At 42.3% G+C, this 14514-nt stretch carries 15 protein-coding genes and 1 pseudogene; all 16 read left to right on the top strand.

Annotated features, from left to right (window positions below; translation table 11 throughout):
* Window positions 1-346: GNAT family N-acetyltransferase (locus tag J7E63_RS17015; protein ID WP_215014509.1), on the top strand; the 346-nt coding region annotated here is incomplete at its 5' end.
* A gap of 551 nt (window positions 347-897) precedes the next feature.
* Complete coding sequence (locus tag J7E63_RS17010) at window positions 898-2331, top strand: sensor histidine kinase (protein ID WP_251033578.1); 1434 nt, start codon at window positions 898-900, stop codon at window positions 2329-2331.
* A 3-nt stretch (window positions 2332-2334) separates the two neighbouring features.
* Complete coding sequence (locus tag J7E63_RS17005) at window positions 2335-2907, top strand: ANTAR domain-containing response regulator (RefSeq protein ID WP_026564955.1); 573 nt, start codon at window positions 2335-2337, stop codon at window positions 2905-2907.
* A 103-nt stretch (window positions 2908-3010) separates the two neighbouring features.
* Entirely contained in the window at window positions 3011-3352 is a 342-nt protein-coding gene (gene eutS / locus J7E63_RS17000) for an ethanolamine utilization microcompartment protein EutS (protein WP_168243707.1), read from the top strand.
* Window positions 3353-3392: 40 nt separating this feature from the next.
* Entirely contained in the window at window positions 3393-3893 is a 501-nt protein-coding gene (locus J7E63_RS16995) for a EutP/PduV family microcompartment system protein (RefSeq protein ID WP_214998773.1), read from the top strand.
* Window positions 3894-4031: 138 nt separating this feature from the next.
* Complete coding sequence (locus tag J7E63_RS16990) at window positions 4032-5477, top strand: ethanolamine ammonia-lyase reactivating factor EutA (RefSeq protein ID WP_215014507.1); 1446 nt, start codon at window positions 4032-4034, stop codon at window positions 5475-5477.
* Window positions 5478-5494: 17 nt separating this feature from the next.
* Window positions 5495-6859: an ethanolamine ammonia-lyase subunit EutB gene (locus tag J7E63_RS16985; protein ID WP_215014506.1), complete on the top strand. Its 1365-nt coding sequence runs from the start codon at window positions 5495-5497 to the stop codon at window positions 6857-6859.
* 12 nt (window positions 6860-6871) lie between these two features.
* On the top strand, window positions 6872-7843 hold the full coding sequence (gene eutC / locus J7E63_RS16980; RefSeq protein WP_215014504.1) for an ethanolamine ammonia-lyase subunit EutC: 972 nt from the start codon (window positions 6872-6874) through the stop codon (window positions 7841-7843).
* Window positions 7844-7858: 15 nt separating this feature from the next.
* Entirely contained in the window at window positions 7859-8512 is a 654-nt protein-coding gene (gene eutL / locus J7E63_RS16975) for an ethanolamine utilization microcompartment protein EutL (protein WP_215014502.1), read from the top strand.
* Window positions 8513-8590: 78 nt separating this feature from the next.
* Window positions 8591-10114, top strand: coding sequence for an aldehyde dehydrogenase family protein (locus J7E63_RS16970; protein ID WP_215014500.1), 1524 nt, complete (start codon window positions 8591-8593; stop codon window positions 10112-10114).
* 15 nt (window positions 10115-10129) lie between these two features.
* Window positions 10130-10423, top strand: a complete 294-nt coding sequence (locus J7E63_RS16965) for a BMC domain-containing protein (protein WP_144555092.1) — start codon at window positions 10130-10132, stop codon at window positions 10421-10423.
* A 19-nt stretch (window positions 10424-10442) separates the two neighbouring features.
* Window positions 10443-11072, top strand: a pseudogene (gene pduL, locus J7E63_RS16960) (phosphate propanoyltransferase); the annotation flags it as partial.
* Window positions 11073-11314: 242 nt separating this feature from the next.
* On the top strand, window positions 11315-11590 hold the full coding sequence (locus J7E63_RS16955; RefSeq protein WP_214711712.1) for a EutN/CcmL family microcompartment protein: 276 nt from the start codon (window positions 11315-11317) through the stop codon (window positions 11588-11590).
* 3 nt (window positions 11591-11593) lie between these two features.
* Window positions 11594-11947: a BMC domain-containing protein gene (locus tag J7E63_RS16950; RefSeq protein WP_214711801.1), complete on the top strand. Its 354-nt coding sequence runs from the start codon at window positions 11594-11596 to the stop codon at window positions 11945-11947.
* Between the two features lie 25 nt (window positions 11948-11972).
* Window positions 11973-12917, top strand: coding sequence for a malate dehydrogenase (mdh, locus tag J7E63_RS16945; RefSeq protein ID WP_215014488.1), 945 nt, complete (start codon window positions 11973-11975; stop codon window positions 12915-12917).
* Window positions 12918-13055: 138 nt separating this feature from the next.
* Window positions 13056-14459 (top strand): ethanolamine permease, encoded by a 1404-nt coding sequence (eat, locus tag J7E63_RS16940; protein WP_215014486.1) that lies wholly within the window; start codon window positions 13056-13058, stop codon window positions 14457-14459.
* Window positions 14460-14514: the final 55 nt, after the last annotated feature.

Raw genomic sequence — 14514 nt, 5'->3', positions numbered from 1 at the left:
AGACTTTTTCAGCAGTCTCCTTGAAAATTCTCCGTTATGTTTTGGAGTTTATAAAGGTGAAGTAGGTAAAGACGTTATTGAACAAGTTGGTTTTGCAAGGGTAATTTCTGATTTAGCAACATATGCCTATCTATGTGATGTGTTTATATTGCCAGATTATCGGAAATTAGGGTTATCAAAATGGTTAATGGGTATTATCACAAACCATTCCGAATTACAGGGAGTTCGTAGATTTATGTTAGCTACTAATGATGCACATTCATTATATAACCAATACGGTTTTGAACAGATTGTTAATCCAGAACTATTTATGCAAAAGGTACTTAAAAATCCATATCAACAATAAAAACTCTTCTAACGATTGCAAGAGATCAAGATCCAGCTGCCATTAGCGGCTTTTCTTGTTTCACTAACGGAGCAGGTTTGTTGAAAAAGAAGAAATATCGTAAGCTGTTTATAAAGGCGATTTTCCATTACCGCTAATCAATTGAAAAACTGGATAGCTGGCGGAGGAATTTTCATCTTTATACTATCGACAGCTATCATTGTAGTTGATGGCTTTCGCAAGGCTAGAATTCGTTAATAAGTATTTCCTATTAAAATATTAGAATATTAGAATATAAGAAATTAAATGTTGTAGCAGCAACCCCTCTTTAGAGTGGAGTATAGGAAATAACGTGTGCTTTTTTGTTCTTGCTTTTGGCTAGAAATTAGTCATTTATAATTTGTGGTTGTATTATTAAACAAATTATCAATTCTTTTTTATAAATGACTTTATTTAACAATTAATACCGGGCACAGTGAACCATTTTTTGTAAAAAACAGAAGATTGACACTATGATAAATGATATATAAAATATTTTTATATATTTAAAGATAATAGATTGGGGCTATGACATGTTTAAAACTGAGATGAACACCGTAGTAACTCTATGTCAGCTTCACACAGACCTATCGGAACAAGACATACAAAAGATCCAAGAAGTGGTTCAAAACCTGCAATTAATTGCCGATTTAAATCAAGCAAATGTGTTTGTAGATTGCCAAACAAGTGAAAAAAAGCATGCTATTGTGGTGGCAGAAGCAGCACCTGCAACGGCCAATTCTGTCTATAAAAATCCGGTGGTCGGAAAGTTTGCCTACGAAACGTTTGAGCCTGCAGTTTTTTATGCATTTCGGACGGGTAAGCCGCTTTTTCTCAATCATGCCTTAACCCAGGAAGGGAAAAAAGTCGAACAAAGCGTTGTTCCGATTGTTGGAATTCATAACCGAGTGATTGGCACGTTGATCATGGAGAAAGACAACAGTGTTAAGCTCCAAAATCAAAATAAACTGAAAGCGCTAACAGAAGCGAATGAGACACTTAGCGAACTCTTACTGGGAATGGCTGAAAATCGCCCTTTTATCCCAGATGTGATTGAGGAATCTCTATTCATTATTGACGAGGATTTACAGATTCAATATTCGAATCCTGCTGCGATGAATCTTGTTTTAGAAATGTGTTCGGAGGAATGTAAAAGCGGCAATCTTTTTACTTCCTATTTTCCTAACCTTGCAGAAATTTGCAGGCTGCCGGATGAACTTGTGGTCCAAGAAATCATCATTCAAAATAAAGTATTTCAAATGAAAAAAATTGCTCTTGTGCAGCATGAGAAAAATAGCGGATCGTTTATCATTTTTCGTGACTTAACAGAGCTGCGCCAAAAAGAGAGGGAGCTTACCGTAAAGACTGTGGCCATCCGGGAAATCCATCATCGTGTAAAAAATAACTTGCAAACGGTAGCGAGTCTTCTTCGGCTGCAGATGCGAAGAGGGGTCCCCGAAGAAAGCAAGTTTTATTTTATCGAAAGCCTCAACCGAATTTTAAGTATTGCCTCTGTCTATGAAATCATCTTATCCAATTCTGAAAATCAGGATGATGTAGAGATTGTTAGTTTAATAGAAAAAATTGGGAATATGCTGGTCTTAAGTGAAGATCATGAAGGAAAATTGATTTCGATCGACTATTCCGGCCCAAAGATTCTTATTAAATCGAATCTAGCTGTTTCCGTTGCTCTTGTTATAAATGAATTAATTCAAAATTGTGTGAAGCATGCATTTGCGGAGATGACAGAGGGCCAAATTGATGTAGTCATCCAGGAAGAGGCTTCTGCAGTAAGAGTCCTTGTAAAAGATAATGGAATTGGCTATACTCCTTCTATAAAGCCGTCATTAGGGCTTGATATTGTTAAAATGATGATAGAACATGATTTATCGGGCCATTTTTCCATTGAAGGAACAAGTGAAGGAACGGAAGTAACCGTCGAATTTCCCTTTGCGTGGGAGGATTAAGGAATGAAAAAGCGAATTATCGTTGTTGAAGATGAGTCCATCGTCCGATTGGATGTTTCCCTCATGTTAAAGGATGCTGGCTATGATGTTGTGGCTGAAGCAGCTGATGGCGAGAAAGCAATTGAATTGGCTTACAGCCTTAAGCCTGACTTAATGATCATGGATATTAAAATGCCGAAGCTGAACGGTTTAAAGGCCAGTGAGATTATTTCCAACAAATTCAATATCCCGATTTTGCTGTTAACGGCCTATAGTCAAAAGGAATATATAGAAAAAGCGAAGAAGGCAAATATTTTAGGGTATCTTGTAAAGCCGATTTCGGAGGCTAACTTGATTCCTGCGGTTGAAATTGCTTTGAAGCAGGCAGAAAATGCTATTCTTTATAAAGAAAAAGTAGAAGAAATGAATCGGGAACTGAAAAACCGAAAGATTGTTGAAAAAGCAAAAGGAATTTTAATGAAACAATTGAATTTACCGGAGGAAACAGCTTACAATAAGATTAGAGACCTTAGCATGAAAAAACAAATGCCATTGGAAAAAGTGGCAAAGTACATTATTTTGAAGTACCCAAGTTAGTTTACAAGTGAATAGATGAAGCAAAGTCGCTTAGTAGGTTTTATTTTTTATAAAAATAAAGTCTATTAGGCTTTTTTTTATTAATTTGAGAGGCGGGTTTGTCGTGAATGAAGAGAAAAAGAGGTTTATACAGGAGTTTGTCCCAGGGAAACAGGTAACTTTAAGCCATATTATTGCTAATCCGGACCCGGATATGTTTGAAAAACTGGGGATACAGGAGGCTGGGGCATTAGGGATTTTGACGCTGACCCCAAGTGAGACGGTGATTATTGCCGGAGATTTAGCCACCAAATCGGCTAATGTCAAGTTAGGATTTTTGGATCGCTTTACCGGAAGTCTTGTGATTGTCGGCAATGTTTCAGAGGTGGAAATGGCGATGCAGGAAATCAACCGTTTTTTGCAGGATACGCTGAAATATACCCCGGCGGAGATCACGAAGTCATAGAATCAGAAAAATAGAATTTTTCAAGAAAGGAGGAAATATGATGACGAAAAAGAACCGAGCCATGCTGATCGGTTCCATTGGGGCCGGAAAATCGACGTTAACAAATGCATTGCTTGACCGGGACGTGCCTGCTGTCAAAACGCAGTCGCTGAATTACTATGATTGGATTGTTGATACCCCAGGAGAATATTGTGAAAACCCGTTCTACTATAAAAATATCATGGCAACGGCATTAGAAGTGACACATGTCCTGTATTTACAGGATGCGACCAAGAAGAAAATGATTTTCCCGCCAGGATTCAGCAGCGGAATCAATAAAATCCCCATTGGGGTGGTCACAAAAAGTGATTCAGACCAGGCTGACGTTGAACTAGCCATTTCTTTGTTAAAAAAGGTAATCGTAACCAAAGGTCCGATTGTCATTACCTCTTCCCTAAAAAATGAAGGAATAGAGGAGATACGGAATCTGGTAAATTTCCGTTCGACACATGAAATGAAGAAGTATTTTGAAGGAAATCCATCCCCATTTGTAATTTTTTAAATGAAAACCTTTACAATATCCAGAAAATAATTTATATTATGAATAACAAATGAATTTAATGGCAATGGCGCCTCTTATAAACTATCTAATTTGGGATAGTTTACAAGGGGCGCTTTTTGTTTTTTTGGGGGAGTTGAGATGAAGTTCAAAGGCCCGCAAAAAGAAGAAATGATCAGTGCGGGAATCGATATAGGTACAAGTACAACAAAGCTGGTAATCAGCCGGTTCACGTTAATGAATATGGCTGGCGGGGCACATGTGCCCCGAATTGAAATCATTGACAAACAGGTCATCCATCGCAGCCCGATTTACCGGACACCGCTGCTTTCACCAACCACCATTGATATTGAAAAAATTGAAGACTTTGTCAGAAAGGAATATCAGAAAGCAGGTATTGAGCCAAAGGATATTCAAACGGGAGCAGTGATCATTACGGGTGAAACAGCCACAAAGTCAAATGCAGAAGTAATGCTGCATCAGCTGTCTGACCAGGCTGGGGAGTTTCTAGTTGCAACAGCTGGTCCTGACTTAGAAGGAATTATTGCCGCTAAGGGATCGGGCGCCTATGAATATTCGAAAGATACGGGGAAGGTTATCGCCAATATCGATATCGGCGGGGGTACCGCCAATGTGGCCGTTTATAAATCTGGCAGACTTTGTGGAACCTGTACGCTTCATGTAGGCGGCAGATTAATTGAATGTAACGATAATAAAATCATTAGTATTTCTCCGCCTGTTAAAAATTTACTGCGACAATGGGATTCAAGGATGGTGGAGGGGCAAAACCAAAATCCATCAGCGATAAAACAAGTAACCGATTTTATGGCAGATGTCATTGCGCGGATGTTAAAAAAGGAACTCACAAACGAGGATCTAACGTTGCTGCTAGGGCATGAACCTAACTGGGTGGAAGATATTGAGGCGATTATGTTCTCAGGCGGGATAAGTGAATGCATTTATCAGCATGAGACCGGAATCGTACAGTCGGCCAAATACGATGATATCGGGTTGATGTTAGCCGCCTCCTTAAAGGAAAGCTCAAGTCTTGCTCAATGGACTTGGGTAAAGCCGCAGGAAACGGTTCGGGCCACAGTGCTGGGCGCCGGAATGCAAACGACTGAAATCAGCGGCGCAACCATTGAAGTTGATAATCGTAAATTGCCGATGAAAAACTTGCCGGTTTACCAGATTCGATTTGAGGTTGATTTTAAAACGGAAATAAACCAATTATCCAAGCGGATTGAGGAAGCACTCGATCTCTATGACCCACAGCGTGAGGGACAGAATTTTGCGGTTTATTTTTCAGAATTGCCTTACTTAAGATTCCGTGAAATCGATGAATTTGCTGAATCCATCCTCAAAGCAATGAAACAAAAACCGAATCAAACTCAAGAGTTAGTTCTTGTGCTTGACCGGGATTATGCAAAAGTTCTTGGGCAAACACTTAAGCGGAAGGCTCCGGTGCAATCCGTCATTTGTATTGATCAAATTAAAGTTGAAAATGGGGACTATTTGGATATAGGCCAAGTGCTCGAAACCGATGTTGTTCCTGTCATCATAAAAACATTAACATTCCAGAAATGACGAAAGGAGGCATTCTTATGAGATTAAAGTCCACCTATTTAGGTACTGTCTATCAATTTTCCTCACTAAAGGATTTATTTGCGAAAGCAAATGAAGAAAAATCCGGAGACCGCTTAGCAGGGATTGCTGCTGAGACCGTCCAGGAAAGAATTGCAGCAAAACAAGTGTTGAGCTATTTAACACTACAAGATATTAGGGAAAATCCAATGCTATCTCCTGAAGAGGATGAGGTTTCAAAGATTATCGAGGGTCAGATTAACGAACCCATCTATCAATCGATTAAAAATTGGTCTGTTTCGGAACTTCGCGAGTATATCCTGAACGATTCAACTACCGGTGAAGACTTGAAACGCCTCAGCCGAGGACTGAATAGTGAAATGATTGCAGCGGTGGCAAAGATCATGTCCAACCTCGATTTAGTCCATGCCGCCAATAAAATTGAAGTTTTAACCAAATGCAATATTACGATTGGTCAAAAAGGAGTGTTAGCCTCTAGGCTGCAGCCAAACCATCCGACGGATAATGTCGACGGGATGATGGCCTCAATGAAAGAAGGGCTTGCCTATGGGATTGGAGATGCAGTAATTGGAATAAACCCGGTAGATGACTCCGTTGAAAGTGTAAAACGGTTATTGCATGCGACACATGACTTTATTCAAAAATGGGAAATTCCAACGCAAAACTGTGTGCTTGCCCATGTGACAGCTCAAATGAAAGCGGTCCAGCAGGGGGCGCCGGCAGATATGATTTTCCAGAGTATTGCCGGAACCGAAGCGGCGAATCGTTCTTTCGGGATTACCGCTTCCCTCTTGGAGGAAGCCAATGAAATGGCGAAAGTATACGGTACAGGAACTGGTCCACAACGTTTGTATTTTGAGACAGGTCAAGGCTCGGAATTATCCGCCGAAGCTCATTATGATATCGACCAATTGACAATGGAATCCCGGAATTATGGCTTTGCCCGCTACTATGACCCGTATATTGTCAATACGGTAGTCGGCTTTATCGGACCAGAGTACTTGTACAACAACAAACAAGTGATTCGAGCCGGTCTTGAAGATCATTTTATGGGAAAAATGCATGGCATTCCAATGGGCGTTGATATTTGCTATACGAACCATATTAAAGCAGACCAGAACGACATTGAAGATCTTGGCGTGCTGCTTTCCGCGGCAGGGGTGAATTTTATTATCGCTGCGCCAATGGGTGATGATTGTATGCTCAATTACCAGAGCTTAAGTTATCACGATGTTGCGACATTAAGACAGACGCTGAATAAACGGCCGGCACCATCATTTGAAGCATGGCTGGAGAAAATGGGGATTTTTGAAAACGGGAAATTAAGTAAATATGCAGGTGACCCGACGATTTTTTCGCGATAGGAGGTGTAAGGAGTGAATCCTGAGTTAGTGGAACAAATCACGAAAATGGTGGTTGAAAAATTGCAGACGAAGACCGCTGAAGGCGGTGCGGCGGTGGAAGAAGTTAAGAAAAAGGCGAACGATGATACATCGGCAAAAGTGGAAGTGAAATTTTGGAGCCACCGGACGAATCATGTTGAAACAGAGTGCAATCAAAGTCCGGGCTGCCTGGAGTCAGCTCATGAAAAAGAAAAACTTCTTGAACCAAAGCCGCCTGTAGGACTTGAAAATCCGATTAATAAGGAAGAGCTGGATCTTTTAATTAGCAAAACACCGGCAAGAATTGGCGTCGGCCGTGCGGGATTAAGGCCCAAAACGGACACTTGGCTGAAGTTTCGCTTTGACCATGCGGCAGCAGTCGATGCCGTTTATGGTGATGTCGATCCGAAAATACTTGAAAGCTTATCCTTATTAAAAGTTAACACGAAGGTTACCGACAAAGAGGTCTATGTCCGCCGTCCTGACTTCGGCCGAAAGCTCTCTGATGAGGCAAAACAATTAATTGATCAAAAATGTAAAAAGTCTCCGACGGTTCAAATTATTGTTTCTGACGGCTTAAGTTCGAAAGCGGTCGAGGAAAATTTAGAGGATGTCTATTTATCTCTTAATCAATCGCTTCAAAGCTTAGGGCTCGATGTCGGAACACCATTTTTTATCGAAAAAGGCCGGGTGGCGGCAATGGATGATGTTGGGGAGATCCTAAAACCGAAAGTGATTGTTTACTTGATTGGTGAACGTCCAGGTCTCGTGAGTGCGGAATCATTAAGTGCGTATCTCTGCTACGAACCACGCCACGGCACCATTGAGGCCGACCGGATGGTCATCTCCAATATTCATAAGGGCGGCATTCCACCGGTGGAGGCCGGCGCCTATATCGGAACGATCGTGCAAAAAATATTAAAATATGAAGCCAGCGGTGTTTCGCTGGTACAAAAAGAGCAATAAGGGGAGGGTTAATAAATGGCATTAGAACGAATTCATGCAAATATCTTGGCTGTTCGGATTATTCCAAACGTTGACCCTGCCTTAGCAGCTCAGTTTCAGTTAAAACCCCATCAACGGAGTTTAGCGATTTTTACCTCAACGATTGACGATGTCGGCTATACAGCTCTTGATGAAGCAACGAAACGCGCAGATGTTGATGTTGTCTATGCAAAGTCCTTCTACGCAGGTTCTGCGCATGCATCAGGGCCATTGTCTGGTGAAATGATCGGCGTGTTGGCCGGTCCAAGTCCAGATGAAGTGAAAAGCGGGATAGATGCGGTGATTCAAACCGCAGAAAATGAAGCGTATTTTGAGGCAATCAATGAGGAAAAAAGCCATGCATTGTATGCCCATGTCGTGGCAAGAACCGGTTCTTATCTATCAGCTGAGGCAGGGATTAATCAAGGAGAAGCACTAGCCTATTTGATTGCTCCGCCGCTTGAAGCGGTGTATGGAATGGATTCGGCGTTAAAGGCTGCGGATGTAGAGCTGGTTAAGTTTTTTGGACCGCCTTCGGAAACAAACTTTGGAGGTGGGCTATTGACTGGGTCGCAATCGGCATGCCAGGCGGCAGCGGATGCTTTTCGTGCTGTGATTATCGAGATTGCGAGAAATCCACGACAGTATTAGATTCCTATTTAATTGGCGGATAATGCTGCATACGTGTAATTATTTACACAAAAAACAAGAGAGAAAGGAGTGTCCCTGTTGCCATTTGATTTAGATTTACAATCCATTCAGGAAATGCGGGATGCAGTTCAGAAAGCTAAAGAAGCACAGCAAAAGTACTTGGCGTTTTCCCAAGAACAAGTCGACAAAATTGTGAAACGGGCTGCCGAAGCGGCTGCTGCCAAATCACTTGAATTAGCCCAGATGGCGGTCGAAGAAACCGGAATGGGTGTAGTCGAACATAAAAAAATGAAAAATGACGTCGGTTCACATACTGTCTATGAATCTATTAAAAACGAGAAGACAGTTGGAATCATTAACGAGGACCGTACAAAGAAAATAGTCGAAGTCGCCTCACCTTTTGGGGTGATTGCCGGGATCATTCCAACGACAAATCCAACTTCGAGTGCGATTTTTAAAGCATTAATCGCACTAAAAACAAGAAATGGAATCGTATTTAGTCCGCACCCACGGGCAGTGAAATGCTCAGTCGCCGCTTTAAAGATTTGTTTGGAGGCAGCCGTTGATGCGGGAGCGCCGGACGGAATTATTGGCTGGATCTCAAAACCAACAATGGCAGCAACCACTGAATTAATGCACCATCGTGATATTAATTTGATTTTAGCAACTGGCGGAAAAGATTTAGTCCGTGCTGCCTACAGTTCAGGTAAGCCTGCATATGGTGTCGGTCCTGGAAACGTGCCCGTCTATATCGAAAAAACCGCCAATATCGAAAAAGCGGTCAAAATGATTGTTCAAAGCAAAACGTTTGATAACGGCACGATTTGTGCAACGGAACAAGCCATTGTGGTTGACCAGAATGTCAAAGAAATGGCCGTAAGGGAGCTTAAAAATAATGGTGCCTATTTCTTAAATGAGCAGGAGAAATCACTTCTAGAAAAGGTGATTTCACCATTGCCAGGAAAGCTGAATCCGGCAATTGTTGGTCAAAGTGCTGTCAAGATTGCGGAATTGGCGGGTATTTCCGTTCCAGCCGACACAACGATTTTAATTGCGGAAGAAACGCGGATAGGGAAGGACGTTCCTTTTTCCATTGAAAAACTTTCGCCGATCTTTCCGATTTATACAGCTGAAAGCTATGAAAGTGCAAAAGAGCTGTGTGTGAAAATCTTAAATTTAGGCGGGATGGGACATAGCTTATCCCTTCACACCAATGATGACAATGTAGCCCGTGAATTTGCGCTATTCATGCCAGTATCACGACTGATGGTGAATACTCTTTCTTCCATTGGTGCGGTTGGAGCCACAACGGAATTGATGCCATCGCTGACACTTGGCTGTGGATCATTTGGCGGTAATATTACTTCAGACAATCTAACGGCCCGCCATTTAATCAATATCAAAAGAATGGCCTATGGAACAAAAGAGGTTAACGTTCCAAAACCATCCAGCAAAAGTCCTGCTCCACAATGGGGTGCCAGCAACTATGTAGACGAGATTGTGAATCAGGTTTTAAGCAATGTGAATGTATCGGGCCAGCTAGATTCGCAGGTCATTTCTGAATTGGTAAATCAAGTATTAAAAAAATATCAAATGAATTAATAGGAGGAATTTACAATGGCTAGAGAATTAACAGCATTAGGAATGGTGGAAACAAAAGGTTTGGTAGCATCCGTAGAAGCAGCAGATGCAATGGTAAAGGCAGCAAACGTACATTTAGTCGGTAAAGTACATGTTGGCGGCGGGCTTGTAACGGTTCTTGTCCGCGGAGATGTAGGTGCGGTTAAAGCAGCAACTGAAGCAGGTGCGGCAGCAGCAGAACGTGTTGGTGAACTATTATCTGTTCATGTCATCCCACGTCCGCACAACGAATTGGAGAGCATTTTACCAAAATTAGAAGTGGAAGTGTAAGAAGTAAGGAGCCAATAAGATGAATGAACTAGCCATTCGAATGGTTGTTGAAGAAGTGATTCAGCAATTGGTAAAAAAGGACTTCAGACCCAATACAATCCCGATGGCTGTCTCTGCACACCATTGCCACTTAAGTCAAGCTGATTTAGAAACGCTTTTTGGCAAAGGGTATGAGTTAACGAAAAAAGCGGACTTGTCTCAGCCCGGTCAATTTGCGGCTAATGAAACGGTGTTCATTGTCGGACCAAGAGGAAGCATTGAAAAAGTGCGAATCCTCGGTCCGGCTCGTTCTTTAACACAAGTGGAAGTCAGCAGAACAGATGCAGTAAAGCTTGGGTTGAAACCGCCGCTAAGGGAATCTGGCAATATTGCTGGTTCTGCACCGATTACTCTGGCAGGGCCCAAAGGAAGTATTTTCAAAAATGAAGGACTGATCATTGCCCAGGCTCATATTCATATGCACCCTGAGGATGCCGCTTATTTTGGCGTTGAAAACGGCGAGTATGTACGAATCCGAACAGAAGGGGAACGCCCGGTTTCGTTTGAAAAAGTACTTATAAGGGTTTCACCGAGATATCAGCTTGAGATGCATATCGATACCGATGAAGCTAATGCCGGGTTCATTACAAGCGGTCAGGCTGGATTCATTGTTAAGGATGGGGAGCCTTTCGTAAAACCCCAGCCTGTGACCAATCAGGTATCACTTGAACAAAACGAACCAAAAGAAGTTCATTTTCAAAAAAATCTCTTAACCAAAAGAGATGTGCAGGCATGTCAGTACGAGATGATATTGGTTCGAAAAGGCACAATCGTGACTCCATTGGCACGAGATGCTGCAAGAGAGTTGAAAAAAAGCATCCAGGTTATGGATTAGTTTAAGGGGATGATTTTTTGTTAGTTGGAACGGTGATAGGAAATGTATGGGCGACAAGGAAGGAAGAGAATCTAATAGGATTAAAATATTTATTTGTCCAGCCGGAGCTTCCATCCGGGGCGCCTATCCTTTCACCGTTTATTGCGGTGGATCGGATTGGTGCAGGAGTCGGAGATAAAGTGATGGTTACAACGGGAAGTGCGGCGGCAAATATTATCGGTGACCATAGAATGCCGATTGATGCTGTCATTATCGGAATTATCGATTCTATTGATGTAGAAGGAGGTGCTTAAATGATGTCAAAAGCCTTAGGAATGATTGAAACTAGAGGGCTGATTGCCTCGATCGTTGCCGCAGATGCAATGGTTAAAGCAGCGGATGTACGTTTAGTTAAAAAAGAAAAAGTGGACGCCGGACTCGTTTCGATTTTAGTAGAAGGAGATGTCGGGGCTGTCCAGGCAGCGGTCGATGCTGGCAAGTATGCTGCTCAAAGTGTCGGGGTGCTGGTAACCGCACATGTGATCCCGCGTCCGGATGAGGAAGTAGGGCAAATGTTGGCACAGACGCCGAAAAAGGGCGAGGAGAAACCAAAACCTGCAAAAAGAGGTCAAAGGGCAAAACAAGATGAGCCTCCAGCACAAACAGAATAATTTTTAAAAGAATGGAGGAAGAAATATGGTTTTCAAACGTAAAAAAATTGCAGTGATTGGTGCAGGATTTACTGGTGCAACAGCGGCGCTGATGATTGCGCAAAAAGAATTAGGAGATGTCATTCTGGTTGATATCCCGTCTCAAAACGATCCGACCAAAGGGAAGGCACTGGATATGCTAGAAGCAAGCCCTGTCCAAGGCTTTAATGCAAATATAACGGGTACCTCAGATTATGCGGATATACAGGATGCTGATTTGGTGTTAATCACTGCAGGGCTGCCGCGGAAACCAGGGATGAGCCGGGATGATTTGGTTTCTACCAATGCAAAAATTATCGAGCAAGTCTCTGAAAATATTAAAAAATATGCGCCGAATAGCTACATTATCGTTTTAAGTAATCCTGTTGATGCGATGACCTATGTTTGCTATAAAACAACAGGGTTTCCTAAAAATAGGATTATCGGTCAGTCCGGAGTCTTAGATACTGCGCGTTTCAACACTTTTGTTGCACAGGAATTGAATGTGTCAGTGGAAGATATTTCGGGTTTTGTCCTTGGCGGGCATGGTGATGATATGGTCCCATTGGTTCGATTCTCTTATGCCGGCGGAATCCCGCTTGATAAAATTCTCCCGCCTCACCGAATTGAAGCGATTGTGGAAAGAACGCGTAAAGGCGGCGGCGAGATTGTCAGTTTGCTAGGTCAAGGCAGTGCCTACTACGCCCCGGCAGCTTCGATGGTCCAAATGGCTGAAGCCATATTAAAAGACAAAAAACGAATCTTGCCATGTATTGCCTATCTGGAAGGGGAATATGGCTATCAGGATTTATATCTAGGGGTTCCAACGGTCCTTGGCGGCGATGGGATTGAAACGGTAATTGAAATTGCGTTAACCCCAGAAGAAAAAACAGCCCTTGATCAATCAGCCCAATCTGTTCGGAATGTTATGTCGATTTTGAAGACACGATAATATTTGGATAATATATCCTGTGAATCCTTCTACAATTCTATATTAAACTAGTAACACCTAGTTTTGGAAATAGTCGTGTATGGGATATGGTTTTACTTTAATATTTCCAGGAGATTAACTTTGAAAGGGGAAGGGTATATGGAGCAGGGAAACAACCATTTACAAAAAGCGCTTAAACCAATTCATCTCTGGGGTATTGCTGTAGGGATGGTCATATCCGGCCAATATTTTGGCTGGAACTATGGTTTTGAATCAGGCGGCACCATTGGCCTCGGCATTGCCGCACTGATTATTATTGTCTTTTATACGACCTTTATTTTTAGTTATTCAGAGCTTTCAACTTCCATCCCTCATGCCGGCGGACCGTCTGCCTACGCTCGAAAGGCAATGGGGCCGTTTATGGGCTTTATAACAGGTTTAGCCTGTTTACTGGAATTCGTATTTGCCCCTCCAGCGATTGCGGTTTCTGTTGGAGCGTATATCAATTTCTTAATCCCAAGTATTAATCCCGTTTATGCAACGGTCGGAATGTTTATTTTATTTATTTTGGTCAACCTAATTGGCGTAAAAGGTGCCGCTATCATTGAGTTAGTGGCAACGGTATTGGCACTGATCGGTCTCTCGATTTATTATGTGGCCGGTTTACCTCATGTTCAATCATCCAATATATTTAATGATATGGCTTTTAGTCATGGCTGGTCCGGTGTTTTGGCAGCGATTCCATTTGCCATTTGGTTCTTCCTTGCGATTGAAGGGGGAGCGATGGCAGCAGAAGAGGTGCGCGACCCGAAGAAGGATATTCCAAAAGGCTTTATTTCCGGTATTTTAACGCTTGGTGTGGCAACGATTTTAACCTTAGTCGTAACGGCAGGACTTGGCGGCGGTACCGGTAAACCGGCGGATTATCCACTTCCACAGGCATTGGAAAGTATTTATGGAGAAGGCAGCTTTATTCCAAAATCAGTTGCCATTATCGGTTTATTTGGTTTAATTGCCAGCTTGCACGGTATTATTATTGGTTATTCCCGTCAAACGTTTGCCCTGGCTCGTGCAGGATACCTGCCTAAGTTTTTGTCTAATCTTTCGAAACGCGGGGTGCCGCATTGGGGCTTGATTGTTCCAGGAGCGATTGGAGTGATCGCAGCAGGCTCAGCAAACTTTGCAAATGCATTGATTATCCTATCCGTTTTTGGTGCGATTACGATGTACTGCTTAAGTATGGTTTCGTTGTTTGTGCTGCGGAAAAAGGAGCCGAATTTGGAAAGACCATTTAAGGTAAGCTATCCTGTGGTACCGGCGATTGCATTAGTATTGGGTGTTTTCTCTTTCTTCTGCGTGGTAAAATACAGTGTGTTAACGACAACTCTTCCATTGTTTGGAGTGGAGCTGCCTTTGGCGGGTGTGATTCTGACGATTTTTGGTGTGGCGATTGTCTACTATTTCTTAGTAGGATCCAAGAAACTTCGTCCAATGTCGGAGGAGTTTGTTTTAATTGAGGATGTGACTTCTGGAGAAACAGGGACAGATGAGAAAATAGGATAACGTTCAATAGAAAAAGATGTTCCATTGGGGTGGGGCATCTTTTTTGTATTAGTTG

This window comes from Bacillus sp. ISL-75, assembly GCF_018613095.1.
The sequence above is the reverse complement of the archived record's forward strand: the minus strand, read 5'-3'. Positions and strand labels throughout refer to the sequence as shown.

What these genes read in the sequence shown, in the direction of transcription:
- J7E63_RS16990 (WP_215014507.1), top strand. Translation starts at nt 4,032, where the DNA reads ATGAAGTTCAAAGGCCCGCAAAAAGAAGAAATGATCAGTGCGGGAATC.
- J7E63_RS16950 (WP_214711801.1), top strand. Translation starts at nt 11,594, where the DNA reads ATGTCAAAAGCCTTAGGAATGATTGAAACTAGAGGGCTGATTGCCTCG.
- J7E63_RS16965 (WP_144555092.1), top strand. Translation starts at nt 10,130, where the DNA reads ATGGCTAGAGAATTAACAGCATTAGGAATGGTGGAAACAAAAGGTTTG.
- J7E63_RS17005 (WP_026564955.1), top strand. Translation starts at nt 2,335, where the DNA reads ATGAAAAAGCGAATTATCGTTGTTGAAGATGAGTCCATCGTCCGATTG.
- J7E63_RS17010 (WP_251033578.1), top strand. Translation starts at nt 898, where the DNA reads ATGTTTAAAACTGAGATGAACACCGTAGTAACTCTATGTCAGCTTCAC.
- eat (WP_215014486.1), top strand. Translation starts at nt 13,056, where the DNA reads ATGGAGCAGGGAAACAACCATTTACAAAAAGCGCTTAAACCAATTCAT.
- eutL (WP_215014502.1), top strand. Translation starts at nt 7,859, where the DNA reads ATGGCATTAGAACGAATTCATGCAAATATCTTGGCTGTTCGGATTATT.
- mdh (WP_215014488.1), top strand. Translation starts at nt 11,973, where the DNA reads ATGGTTTTCAAACGTAAAAAAATTGCAGTGATTGGTGCAGGATTTACT.
- J7E63_RS16985 (WP_215014506.1), top strand. Translation starts at nt 5,495, where the DNA reads ATGAGATTAAAGTCCACCTATTTAGGTACTGTCTATCAATTTTCCTCA.
- J7E63_RS16995 (WP_214998773.1), top strand. Translation starts at nt 3,393, where the DNA reads ATGACGAAAAAGAACCGAGCCATGCTGATCGGTTCCATTGGGGCCGGA.